Genomic DNA, 21,923 nt, shown 5'->3' with positions numbered 1-21,923 from the left:
CTGAGATTGTAAAATGTAGATTACAATTTAAACATTATAGTTAAACATTAAAAGCTAAGATTATGGGATTTTTAAAAGAATTCAAAGAGTTTGCCATGAAGGGCAACGTGATGGACATGGCAGTCGGTGTTATCATCGGCGGTGCTTTTGGTAAGATCGTTTCTTCTTTGGTAGCCGACGTGCTGATGCCTATTATCAGTCTCTGCACTGGTGGCATCGACTTCACCAACCTGTTCGTCAACCTATCTGATGACAAGGAGTATGCTACACTGGCTGCCGCTCAGGAGGCTGGTGCCAACGTGTTTGCATGGGGTCAGTTCTGTCAGAACATCATCGACTTCATCATCATCGCTTTCTGTATCTTCTTGATGATTAAGACGATGAACAAGCTGAACCGTAAGAAGGAAGAGCCAGCTCCCGAGGCTCCCGCAGGACCAACCCAGGAGGAGCTGTTAGAAGAGATCCGCGACCTGCTGAAGCTGAAATAAATCAAGAATTTAACCTAATTATTATAATATAAGGTGGCATTATTTTGTCACCTTATATTATTTGTATACTTTTGTACACGAAAATCGAAAATTAGGATAATGAAGACATTAGATTTCAAGCCGAAGATGTTTTCGGCAATCAAGCATTACGACAAAAAGACGTTCCTCGCCGACCTGATGGCGGGTATCATTGTGGGTATCGTGGCACTCCCTCTCGCCATCGCCTTTGGTATTGCCAGCGGTGTGTCACCTGAGAAAGGTATCATCACTGCCATTGTGGCAGGACTCATGATCTCATTGTTTGGAGGCAGCAAGGTACAGATCGGAGGACCCACGGGTGCCTTCATCGTCATTGTCTATGGTATCATCCAACAATATGGCATACAGGGACTGACCATCGCCACCCTGATGGCTGGTGTCTTCCTGATCCTGTTAGGTGTGCTCCGACTCGGAACGATCATCAAATACATCCCCTATCCTATCGTCGTGGGCTTTACCAGCGGTATTGCCGTCACGATCTTCACCACACAGATCAAGGACCTCTTCGGCATGACGATGGATGTGGTACCTACCGACTTCGTGGAGAAATGGATAGCCTATTTCTCGAACCTGGGGAACATTGACCCATGGAGTGCCGTCATGGGACTGGCAAGTGTCGTTATCATTGCCGCCTGGCCCATACTGGCACGGATGTTCCGTCTGTCACCCTTACGCTCACTTCCCGGTTCTCTGGTGGCAATCATCGTCATTACCATTGCCACCTTATTACTGAAACAATATGCGGGTGTCACCTCCATAGAGACCATCGGCGACCGTTTCAGCATCAACTCCCAACTGCCTGGTGCTGTCGTACCAGCCCTCTCGTGGGAGACTATCAAGGGACTGGTAGGACCCGCGGTCACCATTGCCGTCCTGGGAGCCATCGAGTCATTACTCTCCGCTACCGTTGCGGATGGTGTCATCGGTGACCATCATAACTCGAATACAGAGCTTATCGGACAAGGTATCGCGAATATCGCCTCTCCCCTCTTCGGCGGTATTCCCGCAACAGGAGCCATCGCCCGTACGATGACGAATATCAACAATGGAGGACGCACCCCTGTGGCTGGCATCATCCATGCCGCCGTCCTGACGCTCATCTTCCTGTTCCTCATGCCCCTCGCCCAGTATATCCCTATGGCATGTCTTGCCGGCGTACTAGTCGTTGTCTCTTATGGTATGAGTGGATGGCGTTCTTTCCTCGCTATGTTACGCAACCCGAAAAGCGACATCACCGTCTTGCTGCTCACATTCTTCCTCACCATCATCTTCGACCTCACCGTCGCCATCGAGTTCGGACTCATCTGTGCCTGTCTGCTCTTTATGCGTCGTATGGCAGAGACGACGGATGTTCATGCCGTCCTTAAGGAGATCGACTTGAACGAGGATGCGGATATGGAGCGTGGCAACCTGGAGCACCTCACCATCCCCAAGGGTGTGGAGGTCTATGAGATCAACGGTCCTTACTTCTTTGGTGCCGGCAACCGTTTCGAGGATATCATGGCACGCTATGGCAAACACCCGAAGGTCCGTATCATCCGTATGCGTAAAGTTCCCTTCATCGACTCCACAGGACTGCACAACCTCGAGAACATGTGTATGATGAGTCAGAAGGAGGGTATCACCGTCGTCCTCTCTGGTGTCAACGAGAAGGTGGAGACCGTCCTCAAACGCAATAACTTCCAGCGCATCATCGGTGAGGAGAACATCTGTAACCACATCGACCTCGCCCTGGCTCGCGCCAAGGAGATTGTCGAGGGATAAAAGAGAAAGCAAATGATGAAGCGCTGACGTCCCTTATTGTGACTGCAGCATCTGCTTGACAGTACGGTTGTTCTTGACAAATTTGTGATTTTGTGAATTTGTGATTTTGTGAATTTAAGGAATTTCCTACCCCACAAACTCAGCAAACAGAGGGTATCCCTTATTTGTATTTATCATAATATTTAAATTAATATATTAATAATAATATTATTACTTCTTACCCTTTGCACCTCGAAAACGGCTTAAAGTCACAAAATCACATTTTCACACTTTCACATTCTGGTGATTTTGTGGATGAATGCCTCCCCTTTTTCGTTTTTTTTCTTGCGCTTCCTGATACAAATGCCTTCTATGCTTTATGCCAATGCCTGTTATGGGGGTAAAGGAATACCTCCCAAAAGTATAGGAGACATTGGAATACCCCCATAGGAGATATCCGAACAAGTGATAGAAGGCATTCCCGTGTTTTCGCCAGCAGATTTACTACTCCCCTTCTCCCTTTTTCTTCTGAAACGTAGATGTACAGGGCGTTTCAAGACGGGAGTAGTTTGACAACTACTCCCGTACTTGTCCTTTTTTAATCGTTGTATGGGGAAGTTAGGGAATACCGGCACCGTTGGTGAACACCATCATAAGCTTCTGATTGTTAATCATATGCTTCCTCATGTTCGGGCTGACAGCCTTGATCAGGATATAAGGTTGCGTCTTACTGGCATCGCCCACCTGTTTGACGGCGATCTTGCCTTCCTCCTCTATCATGTCCGTGTCGACCATCAGCACGTTGAACACATGACCGTTGGCGTTCTTCGTCCCTGTGTACGTCAGGACGTAATACTCCGTCCACCCGTTCTCACTTTCGAATTTGACCTCACCGTCGTCCTCTCTGGTGTCAACGAGAAGGTGGAGACCGTCCTCAAACGCAATAACTTCCAGCGCATCATCGGTGAGGAGAACATCTGTAACCACATCGACCTCGCCCTAGCAAGGGCGAAGGAGATAGTGGGATAGCTCATTCCCTATACTCCAGGATATCGCCCGGCTGGCAACCCAGCTCGCGACAGATTGCCTCAAGGGTGGTAAAGCGTACTGCCCTTGCCTTTCCCGTCTTCAGGATACTGAGATTTGCCTGCGTCAGTCCTATCCGCTCGGCGAGTTCACCCAGTGATATCTTACGCTTTGCCATCTCCACGTCTAAATTGACAATGATCTGTCCCATCGCTATATCGTTAATTCCTGCTCTTTTTGCATGTCAATACCTCGCTGTATCATCCAACCAGTCAACTCCAAAGCTCCTCCTATTAGAAAAGAGAATGTCGTCACAAACACTGTCCAATATTGAGAGATGTCAAATATCAATGCACCAAGTACGAAAGAGAACAAAGTTACAAGGTTGCCCATCCGTGTGAAAAGTCGGGCGTTGTCCTTAGTAAAGACTTTTCCTTGTCTGATGTTTCTGCCAATTTTTATCCAGATATAGATAAAACAGATAAGAAAAGCTATCATGAGGGCGCATACCTTTAAGTCTTTTTTTCCGAAAGACGGTACACGTTCCTGTATGCCAATGAAAAGCCATAGGTCTAGCAGAAGGTACAGAACAACACTAATTACAATACTCCATGGCTGTTTGTAGGCACTTGAGTCCTCAAGGGACAGATAATCAATATTCCACCAATTCTTTATCCAATTCTTCATATCAACTTACTTTTTATTATAAAATTTTTATTGTTTATTTTGATAAATTTATCGTTTATCGATATGCAAAGGTAAGTATTATTTGTCAAACGACCAAATAAATTCGATAAAAAAAACCGGAAGTTGTCACTTCCGGCTTTTTAGGTATCACTCCCACTCGATCGTTGCGGGTGGCTTTGACGAGATATCATAGCAGACGCGGTTGACACCACGTACCTTATTGATAATCTCGTTGCTGACCTTTGCCAAGAAATCGTAAGGCAGGTGAGCCCAGTCGGCTGTCATCGCATCCGTAGAAGTAACGGCACGGAGTGCCACGGGATTCTCGTAAGTACGCTCATCACCCATCACACCAACGCTGCGGACAGGACTCAGCAGGATAGCACCTGCCTGCCACACCTTATTATATAATGTCTCACCATCGGTATCGACATACTCACGTAAGCCACGGATATAGATATCATCGGCATCCTGCAAGACACGAACCTTCTCTGGTGTGATGTCGCCTAAGATACGGACAGCCAATCCAGGACCTGGGAACGGATGACGTGTGATGAGATGCTCGGGCATTCCCATTTGACGACCGACACGACGCACCTCATCCTTGAACAGCCATTTCAGCGGTTCACAGAGCTGGAGGTTCATCTCCTTAGGCAGTCCACCCACGTTATGGTGACTCTTGATGACCTTACCCGTAATATTCAGTGACTCGATACGGTCGGGATAAATCGTTCCTTGTGCCAGCCACTTGGCATCAGTAATCTTCCTTGCCTCGGCATTAAACACCTCCACGAAGTCACGACCGATAATCTTACGTTTCTGTTCTGGCTCTGTCACACCAGCAAGGTCGTTGAAGAACTTCTCGCTGGCATCGACACCAATCACATTCAGGCCAAGCACCTTATAGTCATCCATTACCTGCTGGAACTCGTTCTTTCGCAGCATACCATGATCGACAAAGATACAGGTAAGGTTCTTACCGATTGCTTTGTTAAGTAACACAGCGGCGACAGAAGAGTCAACACCACCAGACAAGCCGAGGATGACACGGTCGTTGCCGACCTGTTCTTTCAACTCCTTCACAGTGGTCTCTACAAACGAGGCTGCACTCCAGTCTTGTTTAGAGCCACAGATATCCACCACGAAATTCTTCAGCAACAATGCTCCTTGTGAAGTATGATAAACTTCCGGATGGAACTGTACTGCCCAGATGGGTTGTTCTACAGAAGCAAAGGCGGCGTTCTTCACGTCCTTCGTCGAGCCAATCACCTCAAAACCCTCAGGGATGGCAGTAATAGTGTCACCATGCGACATCCATACCTGTGAGCCTCTGTCGAAGCCTTTGAACAAAGGATTGTAGAGATTGATGGTCTCCAAATGGGCACGACCATACTCACGAGAGTCTGCCTTTTCCACTTTACCTCCGAGGGTGTGCGAGATAAACTGTGCGCCATAGCAGATTCCCAATACAGGGAGTCTGCCCACAAACTGGCTCAGGTCTACCTTAAAAGCCTCCGGGTCGTGGACACTGAAAGGTGAGCCACTCAGAATGACACCAATCACACTGGGGTCATCCTTCGGGAATTTGTTATAAGGCAGAATCTCACAGAAAGTATCCAGCTCACGTACTCGACGACCTATCAACTGTGTCGTCTGGGAGCCGAAGTCTAGAATAATGATTTTCTGTTGCATATATATTATATATTAGTAATAAATTTCTCTGCTTGATCGAGGGTATCGAGCTTGCCGACATCCAACAGTCGGAGGTCTGTTGCCTCGTATCCTTTAATCAGATGGGTAGCACAAGCCTTAAGATAGAAATCCATAATAGGAAACCTGTCTTGCCACTCACACAACAAGGGTGTCAGCGAGGGATGAAAGACATGGATACCGCTGAAGGCGAGTTTTTTTAGGGGAGAGAGGTGAGAGTCAGCAACAGGACCCTTCAGCTCACCTGTCTCGATATTCGTCCAACCTTGCAGACGCATATCGTCATCGAAAAGCAGATAACGCTTCGTCTGACGCTGGCTGACGACAAGCAAGGGAGCATCCATCGGCAGTCGTCTCAAATCGAGATTGCTGAGGATATCCACATTATGAATCAGGATGGGACTGTTGGGGTCGAACAATGGCATCGCCTTCTTGATTCCCCCACCCGTCTCCAGGAGTTGATCCCGCTCATCACTGATACGGATATCGAGTCCGAAGTTCTCATTGACTTTCAGATAATCAATGATCTGGTCAGCAAAATGATGGACATTGACCACAATACGCTCAAAGCCCGCTTCCTTCAACCGCATCACGACATGATAAAGCAGGGGTTGCCCCCCTACTGGCACCAATGCCTTGGGCATCGTGTCTGTCAGCGGTTTTAACCGTGTGCCCAGTCCTGCAGCAAAAATCATCGCCTGTCTCATCAATCGTATCGGGTTTAGAGTGTAGAATGTAGCGTCTGGGTGATGTTTTGCTCACGATGACATATCTGTACCTCAATGCCAAACTTATCGTGGATATGCTCTGCCAAGTGCTGAGCGGAATACACACTACGGTGTTGTCCGCCCGTACAGCCGAACGAGAACATCAGACTCGTAAAGCCTCGCTGGATATAACGGCGCACATGGGCATCAGCGAGTTTATAGACGGAATCAAGGAAGGTCAGTATCTCACCATCATCCTCCAGAAAGCGGATGACAGGCTCGTCCAGGCCCGTCAGTTGCTTATACGGCTCATAACGTCCTGGGTTGTGCGTCGAGCGACAGTCGAACACATAACCTCCACCATTGCCACTCTCATCCTCGGGAATACCCTTTCGATAAGAGAAGCTAAAGACCTTCACCACCAGCGGTCCCTGTGCGTCATATTTCGAGAACGTAGGAGGTCCGTCTTGTGGATGTGGCGTATAGGGGTTGCGGTCTGTTGTCTTATAACCATCCGAGCGACTTGCCGTCGTCTCTATCTGCTGGAACTGAGGCAGCTCCGTCAACTGACGCAACAAGGACATCAGATAAGGATAGTGGAAGTTAGTGACTGCCAATAACTCACGCAGGTTCTGGATGGCAGGCGGTATCGAGGTGATGAAATGCTGCTTACGCTCGAAATAGCCACGGAAGCCGTATGCCCCCAGCACTTGCAGGATACGGAAAAGGACAAATAGTGACAGACGCTCCACAAAATGATGGGGTGTAGGCACTTCCGTAAACTGTTTCAGTGCGTGATAATACTCATAGACGAGTTCACGACGTAACTTATACGGATACCTTGCCGATGCCTGCCAGAGAAAAGAGGCAAGGTCATAATAATAAGGTCCTTTGCGCCCACCCTGAAAGTCAATAAAATAAGGATTCCCCTGAGCGTCCAGCATCACGTTACGAGCCTGGAAGTCACGATAGAGGAAAGCCTCACATTTCTCTGCCGTCAGGTCCTTCGCCAACAAACGGAAGTCTGCCTCCAGTTTCATCTCATGGAAATCCAGTTCTGTTGCCTTCAAGAAACAATACTTGAAATAATTCAAGTCGAAGAGGACAGAGTTCACATCAAACTCCGCCTGTGGATAACAATGGGAGAAATCCAACTCACGGGCACCGCGGATCTGGATGTTCGGCAGTTGTCGGATGGTACGCTTCAAGAGGTCCTGCTCCTTCAACGTATATCGTCCACCAGCCTCCCGTCCACCACGGATGGCATCAAATAATGAGGTGGAGCCGAGATCTGTCTCCAGATAACGTAACTCATCCTCACTGACAGCAAGTAGCCGCGGCACTGGTAATTGGCGTTTGGTAAAATGGCGACAGAGATAGACAAAGGCATGGTTCTCGTCACGACTGGTACCTATGACTCCCACGACAGTGGAACCGTCCTGCGCCGTCAAACGATAGTACACACGATTGCTTCCTGCTACGGGCAACTGCTCCATCATCGAAGGCTCTGCCCCACTCCACTTCTTGTATAGTTCTACTAACTGATGCATAATTGCCGACAAAGTTACGAAAAGTCGAGAGCAAAACAAAAGAATTTATTCTTTTTTTTGCCGAGACGGAGTTACTTCGCCATCTTGATGGCAAAGTTACGAAAAAAAGAGAGAAATGCAAAAGGAAAGGGCACAAAAAAACCGGTTGTCTCACGACAATCGGTTTTAAAACAAACTACTTAAAAACTAATCTACTAAAACAAATCAAAAAAATATCTTTATTTCGCTAAATCCTAATATAATCTTGCCAAGGGTTTTAACCTTTTTGACGATGCAAAGATAAAAACTATCCTTGAAAAAAGCAAACATTATATCTAAAAATCGAACATTTCTTGATTTAAATCAAAGAGGAGGACTGATTTTCAAGTCAATCCCCCTCGTTTTGATATGTCTGGTTTACAATTCGTTACATCATTCCGCCCATGCCAGGTGCGCCACCCATTGGCATAGCAGGTTCCTTTTCTGGTTTGTCAACAATCAGGCATTCCGTTGTCAGGAACATGCCAGCAATTGATGCAGCATTCTCCAGTGCGACACGTGCAACCTTTGCAGGATCCACGATACCAGCCTTACGCATATCCTCATACTCATCAGTACGGGCATTGTAACCGAAATCACCCTTGCCCTCGCGGACTTTCTGTACGACAACAGCGCCCTCACCGCCACCATTGACAGCAATCTGACGCAGTGGTTCCTCGATGGCACGACAGATGATGTTGATACCTGTCTGCTCATCAGCATTGGCACCCTTGACATTGACTAAAGACTCCTGGGCACGGATGTAGGTAGTACCACCACCAGCGACAACACCTTCCTCAATAGCGGCGCGGGTAGCGCAAAGGGCATCGTCCACACGGTCTTTCTTCTCCTTCATCTCCACCTCACTATTGGCACCTACATAGAGGACAGCGACACCACCTGCCAATTTGGCAAGACGCTCCTGCAGCTTCTCCTTGTCGTAAGAAGAGGTCGTCAACTCTATCTCCTTCTTGATCTGGGCAATACGATCCTGGATAGCCTGTTTGTCACCGGCGCCATTGACGATCGTAGTATTATCCTTAGAGACTGTTACCTTATCACAAGTACCCAGCATCTCCAACGTAGCCTGCTCCAGCTTCAAGCCCTTCTCCTCACTGATAACGACACCACCTGTCAGGATGGCAATATCCTCAAGCATCGCCTTGCGACGATCACCGAAGCCAGGCGCCTTGACAGCACAGATCTTCAGACCACCACGCAGACGGTTGACAACCAAAGTTGTCAGAGCCTCTGAGTCAACATCCTCTGCAATGACGAGCAAGGGGCGTCCACTCTCAGCAGCAGGCTGCAAGATAGGCAGGAAGTCCTTGATATTAGAGATCTTCTTATCATAGATGAGAATATAAGGATTCTCCATTACACACTCCATCTTCTCACTATCTGTCATAAAATAAGGTGACAGATAGCCACGGTCGAACTGCATACCCTCGACGACACCGATATGGGTATCACGACTCTTAGACTCTTCGATGGTGATGACACCATCCTTAGACACCTTACGCATAGCGTCAGCCAGCAGTTTACCAATCTCCTCATCGTTATTGGCGGAAACGGTAGCCACCTGCTCAATCTTGTCGTAGTTGTCATCAACCTGCTCAGCATTCTCCTTGATAAAATCAACCACAGCCTTCACAGCCTTGTCGATACCACGCTTCAAGTCCATGGGGTTGGCACCTGCTGTGACATTCTTCAAGCCCTCTGTAACAATAGCCTGTGTCAGAATGGTAGCAGTCGTTGTACCATCACCAGCATCATCGCCCGTCTTAGAGGCGACACTCTTGACAAGCTGTGCACCTGTATTCTCAAATTTATCCTCCAACTCAATCTCCTTGGCAACGGTCACACCGTCCTTAGTAATCTGGGGAGCACCGAACTTCTTCTCAATCACTACGTTACGTCCCTTAGGACCTAATGTAACCTTCACTGCGTTGGCTAGCTGATCCACACCGTTCTTCAGCAGGTCGCGAGCCTCAATATTGAATTTAATATCTTTTGCCATAATAGTTCTTTTTTTATTTTTTTCGATATTTCGGAATTTCGATATTACGATATTACGATATGGATTATCATTTCTCAATAACAGCGAGAACGTCAGACTGACGCATCATCAGATACTTGGTTCCCTCAAACTCGAGTTCTGTGCCAGAGTACTTGCCATACAGCACCTCGTCACCAGCCTTCAGAATCATCTCCTCATCCTTAGTTCCCTGTCCTACAGCCTTGATGGTTCCATGCAGGGGTTTCTCCTTGGCAGTATCTGGGATGATGATACCACCGATCTTCTCTTCTGCCGGTGCGGGCAATACCAACACACGGTCTCCTAATGGTTTGATATTCATAATACTAAAATTTTAAATTAAACTTACTGACTCAAAATAGGCGAAAAGCGTGCCAATCTTTCATAACTGACACTTTGGCAGATAGTCTTTATACCTTATTATATATTAAAAAAGAGTTTAAAATTTGGTTTTCTTCTCACTTATTCGTACCTTTGCAAAATATAGTCAATTTCAAACAGGTTATGAAAGAGTTTATCAAGTATGTTTTTGCCACAGTAACAGGCATTGTCGTTTTCACCCTTATCCTGGGTATTTTCTTCGTGATTTCCTTGGTAGGACTGGCTGCCTCCTCGGCATCCTCTGTTCCCGTAGAGAAAAATTCCGTGTTCACATTAATGCTCTCCGGACAAGTGGAGGAGCGTGTGGAGGAAGATGTGTTGGGACTCTTGATGGGACAAGTCAGTGAGAACCTTGGACTGGACGATATCCTCGCATCCATCAAGAAAGCAAAAGAAAACGAGGACATCAAGGGTATCTATATCGAGTCAGGACTTTTCTCCATTGACACTCCTGCCTCTGCCCATGCCATCCGTGAGGCACTGCTTGACTTCAAGAAGAGTGGGAAATGGATTATCGCCTACGGTGACAGCTACACACAGACAGAATATTATATCTGCTCCGTGGCTGACAAGGTTTACCTGAACCCGCAAGGAATGGTAGACTGGCATGGTCTTTCTGCTAATCCCATGTTCCTGAAAGACCTGCTTGCCAAATTTGGGGTAAGATACCAGCTCTGTAAGGTCGGTAAATACAAGAGTGCCCCTGAGATGATGACTGCCGACGGGATGAGTGAGCCGAACCGTGAACAGGTGACAGCCTATATGAATGGTATTTGGAAGGTGATGTTGAAGGATGTCTCTGACAGTCGTAAGATCTCCATTGACTCCCTGAATGCCTATGCCGACCGTTTTGTCGCATTATCCAACCAACCTGATCTTGTGAAGATGAAGATGGTTGACGGTCTGCTGTATACCGACGAGGTGAAAGGTGAGATTAAGAAGCTCCTGAAGATTGATGCTGACGACCATATCAACCAACTGTCTCTCAGTGACATGGTTAACGTGAAAGGAAAGAAAGAGAGTGGTGAGAAGATTGCCGTCTATTACGCATATGGTGACATCATAGACTCTGAGGTTGCCAGTCTGACCCAGCAAGAGCACAGCATTGTAGGACCTACCGTCTGCAAGGACTTGGAGAAGCTGGCTGAGGATGACGATGTGAAAGCCGTTGTGCTGCGTGTCAACTCTCCTGGCGGCTCTGCCTATGCCTCTGAGCAGATATGGCATGCCATCACTAAGTTGAAGGCCAAGAAGCCCGTTGTCGTCTCGATGGGTGGCTACGCAGCCTCTGGTGGCTACTATATCAGTTGTGCTGCCAACTATATCTACTCAGAGCCTACCACCATCACTGGTTCTATCGGTATCTTCGGTATGTTCCCCGATGTCAGTGGACTGCTGACCGACAAGCTGGGTGTTAAGTTTGACGAGATAAAGACCAACAAACACGCTGCCTTCGGAACGATAGCACGTCCTTTCAACGAAGAGGAGATGGCTTTGCTCGACCAGTATATCGGTCGTGGCTACGAGCTCTTCCGCAAACGTGTAGCAGATGGTCGTAAGCTATCTGTTGAGAGTGTTGAGGAGATTGCCCAGGGACGTGTATGGCTGGGTAATGACGCACTGGGTATCAAACTCGTAGACGCTATCGGTTCTTTGGATGACGCTGTCAAGAAGGCTGCTCAACTGGCTAAGTTGGAAGAATACAAGACTGAGAGTTATCCTGCACCTGCTGACTGGGTAGAGCAAATCATGGGACAGATCAACAAGAAGAGTTATCTTGACGAAGAGATGCGCGCTACACTAGGAGAGTATTACAAGCCTTTCAGTGACATCAGGAATATCAACAAGAAGAGTGCTATCCAGGCTCGCCTGCCATATTACCTCTATATAAAATAAACAAGGTGGCATGAGGGTTGAAGGGGATTTTATTGTCATCAACAAGTGGCTGTTGCCGTTGAGTTGGCTCTATGGTTTAGGAGTCAAGTTGCGCAACATGGCTTTTGAGCTGGGTATCCTGAAGACCCGTTCATTCGACATCCCCGTTATCTCTGTGGGCAACATTACTGTTGGCGGCACTGGTAAGACACCCCATGTAGAGTATCTGGTGAAGCACCTGAAAGACCTCTTTCATGTAGCAGTACTCAGTCGTGGCTACAAACGGAAGAGCAAGGGTTTCATCATTGCCAACGACAAGACCACCATGTTGGAGATCGGGGATGAGCCCTACCAGATGAAACAGAAATTCCCTCAAGTGACAGTAGCTGTCGACAAAAGTCGCTGTCATGGCATTGACGAGTTGACCAGTCACGACAAGAGACTGGATGTCATCTTACTCGACGACGCCTTCCAGCACCGCTATGTCAAGCCAGGTGTCAATATCCTGTTGGTAGACTACCACAGACTTGTCATCTATGACACCTTGCTCCCTGCCGGACGACTCCGAGAGCCGCTGACAGGAAAGGACCGTGCCGATATTGTCATCGTCACCAAATGTCCTAAAGACCTGAAACCCATGGAGTACCGCGTCATCACCAAGGCGATGAAGCTCTATGCCTACCAGAGTTTGTACTTCACCGCCCTGGAATACGACGACCTACAGCCCGTCTTTGGTGGGAACTCCCGTCCGCTGAGCAGTCTGAAGCCCAAGGAGCATGTCCTCCTACTCACTGGTATCGCCTCTCCGGAACAGATGATACATGACCTGAAACCGTATACCAAGAACCTCACCCCACTGAGCTTCGCAGACCATCATGAGTTCAAGAAGAAGGACATCCAACTCATCAACGAGACATTCGCTCAACTCCCAGAGCCCCGTTGTATCATCACTACAGAGAAAGACACCACCCGTCTGTATGACGTGGAGGGACTGAGCGACGAGGTACGCCGTCATATCTACGCCCTTCCTGTCAGCATCCATTTCTTGCTGGACCAGGAGGACACGTTTAACCAATATATCATAGGCTATGTACGAAAAAATTCAAGAAACAGCATCCTGGCTAAGACAAAGGATGACCACAAGCCCAACAACAGCAATTATCCTGGGAACAGGTCTCGGACAATTAGCTTCCGAGATAACTGACAAGAAAGAGATCCCCTATGCAGAGATTCCCAACTTTCCTGTTTCAACAGTGGAAGGACATAGCGGCAAACTGATTTTCGGGAAGTTAGGAGGTGTCGACATCTTAGCCATGCAGGGACGCTTCCATTATTATGAGGGTTACTCCATGAAGGAGGTGACATTCCCTATCCGAGTGATGTATGAATTGGGCATCAAGACGCTTTTCGTATCAAATGCCGCAGGTGGTATGAACCCGCAATTCAATATTGGCGACCTGATGATCATCACCGATCATATCAATTTCTTCCCTGAGCATCCCCTCCGTGGCAAGAACTATCCCACAGGTCCCCGTTTCCCGGATATGCATGAGACATATGACAAGAATCTCATCCAGCTCGCTGCCAACATCGCCTATGAGAAGAAAATACGTGTGAAATTCGGGGTCTATATCGGTTTACAAGGTCCTACCTTTGAGACACCTGCCGAATATAAGATGTATCACATGATGGGTGCTGACGCCGTGGGAATGTCTACTGTACCAGAAGTCATCGTTGCCCACCACTGTGGTATCCGCACCTTCGGCATCTCCGTCATCACCGATCTGGGTGGTTTCGACAATCCTGTGGAAGTGAGCCATGAGGAAGTACAGGAAGCAGCTAATGCCGCCCAGCCTTTCATGACAGAGATTATGCGAGAGATGATTGTACGATCGGAGAAAGTCACGTCACAAAAGCAAGAGAATTTCAATACTGACCACCCAACAGAAAAATGGAAATAGCAAAATTAGGAGAGTTCGGACTCATTGACCGGCTCACGAAAGACATCAAGCCCCAGAACGAGTCCACAAAATATGGTGTGGGCGACGACTGTGCCGTGCTCCACTACCCCGACAGCGAGGTACTGGTGACAACGGACATGTTAATGGAGGGAGTCCACTTCGACCTCACCTATATCGACTTGGAGCATCTCGGGTGGAAGTCGGCAATGGTGAATATCAGCGATATCTTCGCCATGAACGGTATCCCCCGCCAACTGACTGTCAGTATGGCACTCAGCAAACGTTTCACAGTAGAGGATATGGAGCAGTTCTATAACGGTCTGCGCATGGCTTGCGACAAATGGAACGTGGATATCGTAGGGGGTGACACCACCTCTTCCTATACCGGTCTTGCCATCAGCATCACCTGTATCGGAGAGGCTCGCAAAGAGGATATCGTCTACCGCAATGGCGCCAAGGAGACAGACCTCATCTGTGTCAGCGGCGACCTCGGTGCCGCCTATATGGGACTACAGCTCCTGGAGCGTGAGAAAGCCATCTACTATGAACAGGTCAATGAGATACAGAAGAAGATTGCCGAGGCGAAAGCCAAGGGCGACACCCAAAAGATCTCAACACTCAACGCTCAGCTCTCAACCATCGCTACACCTGACTTCGCCGGCAAGGAATACCTGCTTCAACGCCAGTTGAAGACAGAGGCACGTGGGGACATCATCCAACGGCTGCGTGAGGCGAATATACGTCCCACGGCAATGATGGATATCTCTGACGGGCTGTCGAGTGAACTGATGCATATATGCAAACAGAGTCATGTGGGATGTCGTGTCTTCGAGAAACAGATTCCCATCGACTACCAGACGGCGGTGATGGCGGAAGAGCTGAATATGAATGTGACGACTTGTGCCTTGAATGGTGGAGAGGACTACGAGTTATTATTCACCGTTCCCATCGGTGACCACGAGAAGATAGAGGCAATGGAGGATATCAAGCTTATCGGGCATATCACCAAGGAGAGCCTCGGGCATATCCTCGTTACCCGTGATGACCAGGAGTTTGAGCTCAAGGCTCAGGGGTGGAATCCGTTATAAACTGACGGGGTGTCTTTCCTGTCAGTTTGAGGAAAGCACGACGAAAGGTAGAGATAGAGGCGAAACCACTCTCATTCGCCACATAATCCAATGTATACTCTGGGTGTTCCCGTAACAAGGGAACACTCTTTTTCTCTATACGTATCTGGTTGATATAATCATAAAAGGTCTGTCCACGTACCTGACTCAGATAGTTACTAACGTAAGTACGGTTGGTTCCCATCGCTGCGGCAAGATCCGTTAACGTAAGGTTCTTTACCAGATAAAGCTGTTGTTCTTCCACGATCCGTTCCAACACACCCTCCACGATGGCAGATGACGGATTTCTGTGTATGTTCTGAGGTTGCTCCTGCTCCTGCTCCACAACAATAGGACGGAAGTTCCAACTGTAATGAAGCACCATCAACCATAACAGAATGATTGAGATATAATATATGATATCCATTGTCACTGTGGCGAAAAGCGACGTAAACAGCCATGCGAGCTGGCTGACAATAGCGAAGGCAAAGACGGGTTTCAACCACGACACATCAATATCATCAATATTAGAGTAGTTCTTACGGACATAACTCAGGTAACGCTTCATCTTCACATAGCCGATAACGACTATCATCCAAGCATATAACCATAGGAACACCACATAGGCATAGATAACCCATTGCTGTGGCTGTATAATATATAATAAGGTGAAAACCGCAAATGGTAACGACAGATAGACGAGTCTTCTCCTTGTCACCCACCTTGGCATCACCGTCTCAAACACAAAGACTGTATAGGTCAGTGCCGACCAGCCATCAATCACCATGATCCAGTTCAGCACTTTTTCAGTATACATCCCGGGAAAAGTGACAAAGAGGTCTTTCAGGTTCCATACCGCCCATACAGCCATGATATAGCCCAATACGGTCTGAAACCTCGTCCGCTTCGTCCGCCAGAACAGGATATGAACGGCGAACATCGCAAAGAAAGCCGTAGAGGCACCTATCAGGAATGATGATATATTCATGTACTCTTCCATATTGCAAAGGTAGCGCAAACCGAATGAAAAACCAAATTTCTTAAGAATCAAATCATAAAAATTTACGCTTTGACACTCGGAATTGTTTGAATGAACGAAAGACAACACCCTTAGTGTTTTCTTTAAGAAGAATTTTCATTATCTTTGCCAACAGAACATATACTAATGTAAACATCAGATATTATGAAAAAAATGATCATGATTGCCTGTGTCCTGGCAATGACATCTATTGCCGTCACAGCACAAATCAAGAAAAAACCTGCGGCTAAAAAGCCTGCTGCCGCTGCCAAGAAGCCAGCACCCGCAAAAGTGAACAACAAGTTTGCCATCCTCCAATTGGACGAATGGATTCATAACGGTTTATGGGAGGACGCGGAGAACATCTACTTCCTTGACTATCCCAATGGAGAGTCCAACGCCCTCCGTGCCGTCAATAAGACAACGGGAGAGATGAAGATCGTCATCCCCAGGAAAACCCGTCGTCGTGCGAAGATCCTTAGCGGAGGAGCTGACAGCACCAACCTCTATTTCCGACTTGCCGATATTGGTCTCGTCAAGTATAATGGCTCGGACGTGAACACCTCGGAAGTCATCCTTCCTGAAGGAGCATGGAACGATCCCGCCATCTTCCTGACCAAAGCACAGGAGCATAAGAGGATCATCACATCACCCAACAGACGTTACCTTGGATTGATAAATGATGCCACCAACTTGATTATCGACCTGAAAGAGCATCGTGTCACTGGTTACTATGACAAGGCGACAGACGGTCTGCTCAGCAATAGCGGTACCCTTATCTATATCAACATGGATGAGATAGGTATACTACCTAAAGGCATTCCCACCACCAGCAGCCGCGACAAGCAGAATGCCATCGGCAACAAGATATGGAAGATGAAGGAGATTGGCAATGGTGGCGGCGGTGAGCTCTCTGGTATCTGGCGTGATGATATTGACAGCATGATCTATGTCGGCATGGGTGAGCAGGTGATGCGCTCTCCGATGAAGAAGATGAAATGGGAGGAGGCCTACTGCCTGCCCGGCGAGAACAAGAAGTTTACCCGTATTGCTTGCAACGGTAAGCATGTACTTGCCGTAACGGATAACTACCAGAAGCATTTCTATGAGTGGAATAACAAGGACCTGAAGGGCGAGCCGAAGATATCACAGGAACTCAGCACGGGCATCGAAGGTAACTATGGTATGATGGGCATGCTGTTCGGAGAGATCAAGTTCAACCAAGTAGATTATCTGTATTGTGACTGGCTCGGCAATTTCTGGATGCAGGAAGGTGACGGCAAATTCTACATCTATAACCCTGACGGTATTAAAGGACTAAAAGCATTGGTAGGAAAACAAACAGAACATAAGCTCCCCGAGGTAGATTGATAATTAAGCATCACTATTAACCTTATATAATATATATATTTGAAACTGAATAAAAGAAAAGATAAATTATGAGAAGATTACTATGTTCTTTAGTCCTTACCATTATCAGTATGGTGATGATGGCTGGAAACGTGACGGAACAACAGGCACTGACGATTGCCCGTCAGTTTATGCAGGGTAAGTCTTTCCAGCAGAAGCAGGTACGTCGTGCCGCTGCAGTGGGTGACAACCAATTCTATGTTTTCAATGCCGAGGGACAGAACGGTTTCGTGATTGTCAGTGCTGACGACCGCACCACACCTGTATTGGGATATGCCGACAAGGGTAGCCTGGAGATGAACAAGCTCCCTGTCAATGCCCGCCGCTGGCTGGAAGGCTATGCTGAGGAGATTAAGGCTTTGGGAGAAGATGTCCAAGCAAACACACATCCCCGTCGTGTCATAGGTGCTCCCGTGGCTCCCTTACTGACATGCCACTGGGATCAAGGAGCACCTTATAACCTGCAGTGCCCGATAGACGGTGAGTACAACTCTGTCACTGGTTGTGTCGCCACAGCAATGGCACAGGTCATGTACTATCACAAATGGCCCCAGAGTGCAACAACAGCCATACCGGCATATACAACCTCTACAAAAAAGTTGAGCCTCTCTGAGTTGCCTGCCACCACTTTCAAGTGGGATCAGATGAATGATAGTTATAGTTATGACGAGACTGGTGCAGCAGCCGATGCTGTCGCAGAGCTGATGCGCTACTGTGGTCAGGCTGTGCGGATGGACTATACAAGTAATGAGTCGGGAGCAAGTGTAGGTGCCGCTCACCTCATCAACTATTTCGGCTATAGTAAAACAGCACAAAATATGAACCGCTCCTACTATACTACAACAGAATGGGAAGCCATGATCTACAAGGAGCTCTCCAACGCACGTCCTGTACTGTATTCTGGAAATTCCGGCTCTGGTGGTCACCAGTTCGTGATTGACGGATACGATGACAAGGGACTCTTCCACGTCAACTGGGGATGGGGAGGTTATGCAGACGGACATTTCGTGCTGTCTGTGCTCAACCCTGACGGACGAGGTATTGGCGGCGGTTCATCTTCTAACGGTTATACCAGATGGCAAGCTGCGATTATCGGTGTGCAACCAGACCATGGGGAGCCTGCTGCAAAACCAGACATCTTCTTCATGAGCCAGTATGACACATACCAGTTCACCCGTAGTGGCTCCACACAGGACTTCACGGATGTCGCAGTAACTGGCTGGATTGGTTTCTGGGGAGAGGGAAGTGTAACGGTAGACCATGCATGGGCACTCTATAAAGGGGACAATTTCCTCAAGATCCTTGACACAAAGGCAGACATAACGATCAATGAGGGATATTTCTCTTATGCAGGCGGTAATCTCTCCTTTGGCGCTAACCTTGACAATGGAATCTATGAGTTGCGAGAGTTGTACCGCTATCCAGGAGAAACAGAATGGAAAAAATGTGGGTTATATAACGACAATATCCTCCTTGCGGAGATCAGCGGCAACAACCTCACCTTGAAATATTCCTCAGATATAGAGAAAGCAATTAAGATTAATGAGGTGACAGTGAATGGAGTCAAGAAGACGGGACGTAACATGTCGGCAGTGATAAACTGGACGAATAACGGCTATGTTAACGAAAATCCCTTCTATGTATGGCTTGGCTCTGATTCTGAATTCGCCGCCGCAGTATCATCATACCTCGAAAGCGGAAAGACGGAAGACCTGGAGATTGCCTTCACCTCGAAGAATGCCGGAACATTAACACTTGCTATTTCCACGGACTATGACAAACAGAACATTGTCTACCAGACGGAGATTACCATTGAGCAATCACTACCCCAGAGTCTGGAAACAAGCATGACCATCGAAGGAGAGAAGAATATGACCATTGAGGGTACGACCATCAATGCCACATTCACCTTTAAAAATACTGGAAATAATGTATATGACGACCTGATAGTATTCCAACTGCAACATATTGATGACGACTGGAACTATATTGGTGATCCCGTTGAGGTCGTCAAAAACATAAATCTTGCTGCAGGCGAGCAGACACAAGTCAACGTACAGTTCCCGGACCTGATTGCTGGCGAAAAATATTACCTTGTCGCTTATTATTTCTCTTCAGGATTTATCTACTGGGGCAACAGCACGACATGTACTGTCGGCAAAGTATTGGTTCCGGCAGACCTGTCATTCTCGCTGAACGTGACCAACACCAAGTCTGACTATACCATTGAGGGAACATCGATCAAGACGAATGTTGTTCTCAAGAATAACAGCACTTACGACTACAATGACAAGATTGAAGTGACCGCATACTACGATGGTTTTAATGGATATATATACCCAGAGAAGACGGTGACCATCACGGACGTACAGATACCTGCCGGTCAACAGAAGACACTCTATAACGTTGAGATTCCTAATCTGACGATAGGCAGGTCATATTTCCTTAGCGTGACTTACTATTCTGAAGGCGGTGGCGTGCTAAACTTTGACTGGGACAATGAATACACCTTGGTGACTCCTACAGCTATCAACACTGTCAAGACAGATCAGCGTATGGACACGCCTGCCTACAATCTCAGCGGACAGCGAGTGTCGGCTAACCATAAGGGTATTATCATCAAGAATGGTAAGAAGTATGTAGTGAAATAGTGTAAAATTGGGGTAGAACGAAAAATAATCCGCCAAAAGTTTGGTGGATTATTTTTTTTGTTGTACCTTTGCACCCGCAAACGTGATCGACGACTGTCGCTTGCCTAAGCAAGAAAGGATTGCAGTGATCTAAAAGAACATGGTGCCTTAGCTCAGTTGGTAGAGCATCGGACTGAAAATCCGTGTGTCCCCGGTTCGATTCCTGGAGGTACCACTCCTCCTTTCATTATGAGTCCCTGTCCAAGAGATTTCTCTTGCAGGGGCTTTTTTCTTTTGTCTTTTAATACCATGTGATATCAAAGTTTCAAAATTGCGTGATAACTTTGCCTGGGATGCAATGAACGATGTTTAGTCATTCCATGTCTGTCCGATATCCCAATGCGTGGCTTTCTGGACGATAGTCTTTTCACGTGGGAGGTCAAATTCCTCGATGATAAGGTCTACCGTCTCTTTATATTGCTCCTCAGAGAATTTCCCCAACTTCAACCTGAGGATTTTCGGTTGGAGAATCATCGACAACCTCGATGTTTTCGAGGCTTTTGATGGCATTGGTGACTGCGTCACTGACTATGTCGCTAAGTTGCTCTCGTGTTAATTTATAAACCATACTTCTTACTTATTTCTTTACTCTGGATGTAAAAGTACGAAAAAAGTTCTGAAACTTTGCGTATTTTTCAGAATTATTATTATCTTTGCCAACGGTATCGGGGGAGACATCCCGAGCCACAGATGCATAAGCTTATTATTTCGCACTTACCGAAAAGACCTCGGAAATCTTGTTTGGAATAGTTCGATTTAAGAAGCAAGGGAAAGACCGATGGGGCGGTATTCTCTTCCACGCATTAGCTATGCCCCACGCTTTGGCGTGGTTGCATTCTTATATCGCGTGGAGGGGTTCCGTTTCCGAGGTCTGCCCCTGTGGTAAGTGCATAAGGATGGCCACGCCATTTTTATGTCCCTACGTTTGCACATTATTAGTATTAACTTAATGATAAGATTATGAAAAAAATTAATTTTACCTTTTTACTCGCCATACTCATGAGTATGGTTGTAAGTAGTGCTTTTGCTTATGACGCAGAAGTCGACGGTATCTATTACAACTTTTCTTCAGGGAATGCTACTGTTACATTCTACAGCAGTTACTCTTCTGGCAATGCCAATGCTTATAAAGGTGACATTGTAATTCCAGAGTCTGTCACTTACAATGATAAGACCTACAGAGTGACAAGCATTGGAAGTTCAGCGTTCAAAGGTTGTAGCGGTCTGACATCTGTGAATATGCCTAACAGCATGACAATTGTAAGTAGTTATGCATTCGAATATTGCAGCGGTCTGACATCAATCACTATCCCCAGCGGCGTGACAACTATTGGAAATTCGGCGTTCTATGGCTGCAGCAATCTGACGGATGTAAAGGTTTCTGTAACTGATTTATCCGCATTTTGCAATAATAAGGTCATAGGCTTAATAGCATCTAATATAGGAAAACCTGTTAGTCTAATTGACAAGGACGGA

Annotated in this window: 19 protein-coding genes and 1 tRNA gene; 10 read left to right on the top strand and 10 right to left on the bottom strand. The window is 47.2% G+C overall.

What is annotated here, in order from left to right:
* Window positions 1–62: 62 nt before the first annotated feature.
* A complete protein-coding gene (gene mscL, locus BM257_RS02130; RefSeq protein ID WP_092067792.1) occupies window positions 63–488 on the top strand; it encodes a large conductance mechanosensitive channel protein MscL in 426 nt (141 codons plus the stop codon).
* Window positions 489–587: 99 nt separating this feature from the next.
* Window positions 588–2,291 carry a SulP family inorganic anion transporter gene (locus BM257_RS02125; RefSeq protein ID WP_092067790.1) on the top strand — a complete coding sequence of 568 codons (1,704 nt, stop codon included), beginning with the start codon at window positions 588–590 and terminating at the stop codon, window positions 2,289–2,291.
* 597 nt (window positions 2,292–2,888) lie between these two features.
* Here BM257_RS02125 and BM257_RS15015 read toward each other — a convergent pair.
* From BM257_RS15015 to BM257_RS02080, 8 genes are all read right to left on the bottom strand, one after another.
* Window positions 2,889–3,257, bottom strand: a complete 369-nt coding sequence (locus BM257_RS15015) for a hypothetical protein (protein ID WP_092067788.1) — start codon at window positions 3,255–3,257, stop codon at window positions 2,889–2,891.
* A gap of 43 nt (window positions 3,258–3,300) precedes the next feature.
* The gene (locus tag BM257_RS02115; protein ID WP_092067786.1) at window positions 3,301–3,507 is read right to left on the bottom strand and encodes a helix-turn-helix domain-containing protein; all 207 of its coding nucleotides are present in this window, start codon (window positions 3,505–3,507) and stop codon (window positions 3,301–3,303) included.
* Window positions 3,508–3,509: 2 nt separating this feature from the next.
* On the bottom strand, window positions 3,510–3,983 hold the full coding sequence (locus tag BM257_RS02110) for a DUF2975 domain-containing protein (RefSeq protein ID WP_092067784.1): 474 nt from the start codon (window positions 3,981–3,983) through the stop codon (window positions 3,510–3,512).
* Window positions 3,984–4,130: 147 nt separating this feature from the next.
* Window positions 4,131–5,675: a glutamine-hydrolyzing GMP synthase gene (gene guaA / locus BM257_RS02105; RefSeq protein WP_092067782.1), complete on the bottom strand. Its 1,545-nt coding sequence runs from the start codon at window positions 5,673–5,675 to the stop codon at window positions 4,131–4,133.
* A gap of 5 nt (window positions 5,676–5,680) precedes the next feature.
* A complete protein-coding gene (locus BM257_RS02100) occupies window positions 5,681–6,400 on the bottom strand; it encodes a nucleotidyltransferase family protein (RefSeq protein WP_092067780.1) in 720 nt (239 codons plus the stop codon).
* Window positions 6,401–6,414: 14 nt separating this feature from the next.
* A complete protein-coding gene (locus BM257_RS02095; RefSeq protein WP_092067778.1) occupies window positions 6,415–7,950 on the bottom strand; it encodes a RapZ C-terminal domain-containing protein in 1,536 nt (511 codons plus the stop codon).
* A 406-nt stretch (window positions 7,951–8,356) separates the two neighbouring features.
* On the bottom strand, window positions 8,357–9,988 hold the full coding sequence (gene groL / locus BM257_RS02085; RefSeq protein WP_092067774.1) for a chaperonin GroEL: 1,632 nt from the start codon (window positions 9,986–9,988) through the stop codon (window positions 8,357–8,359).
* A 67-nt stretch (window positions 9,989–10,055) separates the two neighbouring features.
* The gene (locus BM257_RS02080) at window positions 10,056–10,328 is read right to left on the bottom strand and encodes a co-chaperone GroES (RefSeq protein ID WP_092067772.1); all 273 of its coding nucleotides are present in this window, start codon (window positions 10,326–10,328) and stop codon (window positions 10,056–10,058) included.
* Window positions 10,329–10,510: 182 nt separating this feature from the next.
* On the opposite strand from BM257_RS02080, the gene sppA reads away from it, so the two are divergent.
* From sppA to thiL, 4 genes are read left to right on the top strand one after another with little or no spacing between them, the layout of a single operon-like run.
* Entirely contained in the window at window positions 10,511–12,283 is a 1,773-nt protein-coding gene (gene sppA, locus BM257_RS02075; protein ID WP_092067770.1) for a signal peptide peptidase SppA, read from the top strand.
* Between the two features lie 10 nt (window positions 12,284–12,293).
* A complete protein-coding gene (lpxK, locus tag BM257_RS02070; RefSeq protein ID WP_092067768.1) occupies window positions 12,294–13,466 on the top strand; it encodes a tetraacyldisaccharide 4'-kinase in 1,173 nt (390 codons plus the stop codon).
* Window positions 13,351–14,223 carry a purine-nucleoside phosphorylase gene (locus tag BM257_RS02065; protein ID WP_092067766.1) on the top strand — a complete coding sequence of 291 codons (873 nt, stop codon included), beginning with the start codon at window positions 13,351–13,353 and terminating at the stop codon, window positions 14,221–14,223. The genes lpxK and BM257_RS02065 overlap by 116 nt, the downstream gene beginning before the upstream one ends.
* The gene (gene thiL, locus BM257_RS02060; protein ID WP_092067764.1) at window positions 14,214–15,311 is read left to right on the top strand and encodes a thiamine-phosphate kinase; all 1,098 of its coding nucleotides are present in this window, start codon (window positions 14,214–14,216) and stop codon (window positions 15,309–15,311) included. Before BM257_RS02065 ends, thiL begins: the two co-directional genes overlap by 10 nt.
* Here the strand turns inward: thiL and BM257_RS02055 are convergent.
* Entirely contained in the window at window positions 15,283–16,329 is a 1,047-nt protein-coding gene (locus BM257_RS02055) for a helix-turn-helix domain-containing protein (protein ID WP_092067762.1), read from the bottom strand. The two genes, thiL and BM257_RS02055, sit on opposite strands and share 29 nt — an antisense overlap.
* A gap of 183 nt (window positions 16,330–16,512) precedes the next feature.
* Between BM257_RS02055 and BM257_RS02050 the strand changes: the two genes are divergently transcribed.
* The 3 genes from BM257_RS02050 (at window position 16,513) to BM257_RS02040 (ending at window position 20,622) form a co-directional block, all read left to right on the top strand.
* Complete coding sequence (locus BM257_RS02050; RefSeq protein WP_092067760.1) at window positions 16,513–17,718, top strand: hypothetical protein; 1,206 nt, start codon at window positions 16,513–16,515, stop codon at window positions 17,716–17,718.
* Window positions 17,719–17,786: 68 nt separating this feature from the next.
* On the top strand, window positions 17,787–20,408 hold the full coding sequence (locus BM257_RS02045; RefSeq protein WP_092067758.1) for a C10 family peptidase: 2,622 nt from the start codon (window positions 17,787–17,789) through the stop codon (window positions 20,406–20,408).
* A gap of 141 nt (window positions 20,409–20,549) precedes the next feature.
* Window positions 20,550–20,622 (top strand) — tRNA-Phe (locus BM257_RS02040).
* 134 nt (window positions 20,623–20,756) lie between these two features.
* Here the strand turns inward: BM257_RS02040 and BM257_RS14495 are convergent.
* A complete protein-coding gene (locus BM257_RS14495; RefSeq protein ID WP_143096715.1) occupies window positions 20,757–20,957 on the bottom strand; it encodes a hypothetical protein in 201 nt (66 codons plus the stop codon).
* 450 nt (window positions 20,958–21,407) lie between these two features.
* On the opposite strand from BM257_RS14495, the gene BM257_RS02035 reads away from it, so the two are divergent.
* On the top strand, window positions 21,408–21,923 hold a 516-nt coding region (locus BM257_RS02035; RefSeq protein WP_143096714.1), incomplete at its 3' end, for a leucine-rich repeat domain-containing protein.

It is taken from the genome of Prevotella sp. tf2-5 (assembly GCF_900115435.1).
Taxonomy (GTDB): Bacteria; Bacteroidota; Bacteroidia; order Bacteroidales; family Bacteroidaceae; genus Prevotella.
The sequence above is the reverse complement of the archived record's forward strand: the minus strand, read 5'-3'. Positions and strand labels throughout refer to the sequence as shown.

Excerpts from the sequence above, each read along its gene's own strand:
- mscL (WP_092067792.1), top strand. The coding sequence starts at position 63 with ATGGGATTTTTAAAAGAATTCAAAGAGTTTGCCATGAAGGGCAACGTG.
- BM257_RS02125 (WP_092067790.1), top strand. The coding sequence starts at position 588 with ATGAAGACATTAGATTTCAAGCCGAAGATGTTTTCGGCAATCAAGCAT.
- BM257_RS02115 (WP_092067786.1), bottom strand. The coding sequence starts at position 3,507 with ATGGGACAGATCATTGTCAATTTAGACGTGGAGATGGCAAAGCGTAAG.
- BM257_RS02110 (WP_092067784.1), bottom strand. The coding sequence starts at position 3,983 with ATGAAGAATTGGATAAAGAATTGGTGGAATATTGATTATCTGTCCCTT.
- guaA (WP_092067782.1), bottom strand. The coding sequence starts at position 5,675 with ATGCAACAGAAAATCATTATTCTAGACTTCGGCTCCCAGACGACACAG.
- BM257_RS02100 (WP_092067780.1), bottom strand. The coding sequence starts at position 6,400 with ATGAGACAGGCGATGATTTTTGCTGCAGGACTGGGCACACGGTTAAAA.
- BM257_RS02095 (WP_092067778.1), bottom strand. The coding sequence starts at position 7,950 with ATGCATCAGTTAGTAGAACTATACAAGAAGTGGAGTGGGGCAGAGCCT.
- groL (WP_092067774.1), bottom strand. The coding sequence starts at position 9,988 with ATGGCAAAAGATATTAAATTCAATATTGAGGCTCGCGACCTGCTGAAG.
- BM257_RS02080 (WP_092067772.1), bottom strand. The coding sequence starts at position 10,328 with ATGAATATCAAACCATTAGGAGACCGTGTGTTGGTATTGCCCGCACCG.
- sppA (WP_092067770.1), top strand. The coding sequence starts at position 10,511 with ATGAAAGAGTTTATCAAGTATGTTTTTGCCACAGTAACAGGCATTGTC.
- lpxK (WP_092067768.1), top strand. The coding sequence starts at position 12,294 with ATGAGGGTTGAAGGGGATTTTATTGTCATCAACAAGTGGCTGTTGCCG.
- BM257_RS02065 (WP_092067766.1), top strand. The coding sequence starts at position 13,351 with ATGTACGAAAAAATTCAAGAAACAGCATCCTGGCTAAGACAAAGGATG.
- thiL (WP_092067764.1), top strand. The coding sequence starts at position 14,214 with ATGGAAATAGCAAAATTAGGAGAGTTCGGACTCATTGACCGGCTCACG.
- BM257_RS02055 (WP_092067762.1), bottom strand. The coding sequence starts at position 16,329 with ATGGAAGAGTACATGAATATATCATCATTCCTGATAGGTGCCTCTACG.
- BM257_RS02050 (WP_092067760.1), top strand. The coding sequence starts at position 16,513 with ATGAAAAAAATGATCATGATTGCCTGTGTCCTGGCAATGACATCTATT.
- BM257_RS02045 (WP_092067758.1), top strand. The coding sequence starts at position 17,787 with ATGAGAAGATTACTATGTTCTTTAGTCCTTACCATTATCAGTATGGTG.
- BM257_RS14495 (WP_143096715.1), bottom strand. The coding sequence starts at position 20,957 with ATGCCATCAAAAGCCTCGAAAACATCGAGGTTGTCGATGATTCTCCAA.